Below are 601 nucleotides of genomic sequence, written 5' to 3'. Positions count from 1 at the left end.
GGCCGCCGCCGGCTCGCACACCACCCCGGCCAGACCCATCAGTGAAACCACACTGACAATCGAACTGCCGGTCACCGTGCTGGCATTCAACCTGAGCAAAACCGTCACCGTGACGTACACCGTCACCCGCAACGGTGCGCCCCGGACCTCGTTGCCGCTGTTGTTGAATGTTGGCACTTTTTCGGACTCAAGCTTGAAATCGCCGGTGATCATGGAAGCCGACAACGATGGCGAAGGCCCGGAATTCAATGTGGCTAATCTGACTGCCAACGCAGTCGCTCGCATAGATGTCTGGCCGTTGATAGCTACCGGTCAGCGTATGTGGATGCGTCTGACCGGAACCAATGCCAACGGCACTGCGTACATCAACGATATTGCACCTGGGGATCCTGTCACTCAGCCGTTGATCGATAGGGGCTACCAAAATCGCGGACTCACTCAAGCAGCAATGAAAAACCTGAAAGATGGCAGTGACTTGACCATCGAGTGCAAAACGACGTTCAACAAGAGCACGAATGAAAGCGAGGCGGTGCCCTTCCCCGTGCGCACTTACACGATCAAAGCGGTTGAGGATGTGCGCCCCGACATTACCCGAGTGGAA

The 601-nt window shown here is 56.4% G+C and carries 1 pseudogene; it reads left to right on the top strand.

Annotated elements, in window-relative coordinates:
* Window positions 1-193: 193 nt before the first annotated feature.
* Window positions 194-601: pseudogene (locus tag ACM6I7_RS14565) on the top strand (hypothetical protein); the annotation flags it as partial.

The organism is Pseudomonas sp. IT-93MI4 (assembly GCF_949767635.1).
GTDB classification, from domain to species: Bacteria; Pseudomonadota; Gammaproteobacteria; order Pseudomonadales; family Pseudomonadaceae; genus Aquipseudomonas; species Aquipseudomonas putida_A.
Note: the sequence above shows the minus strand (reverse complement) of the source record. Positions and strands in the feature narration are given on the sequence as shown.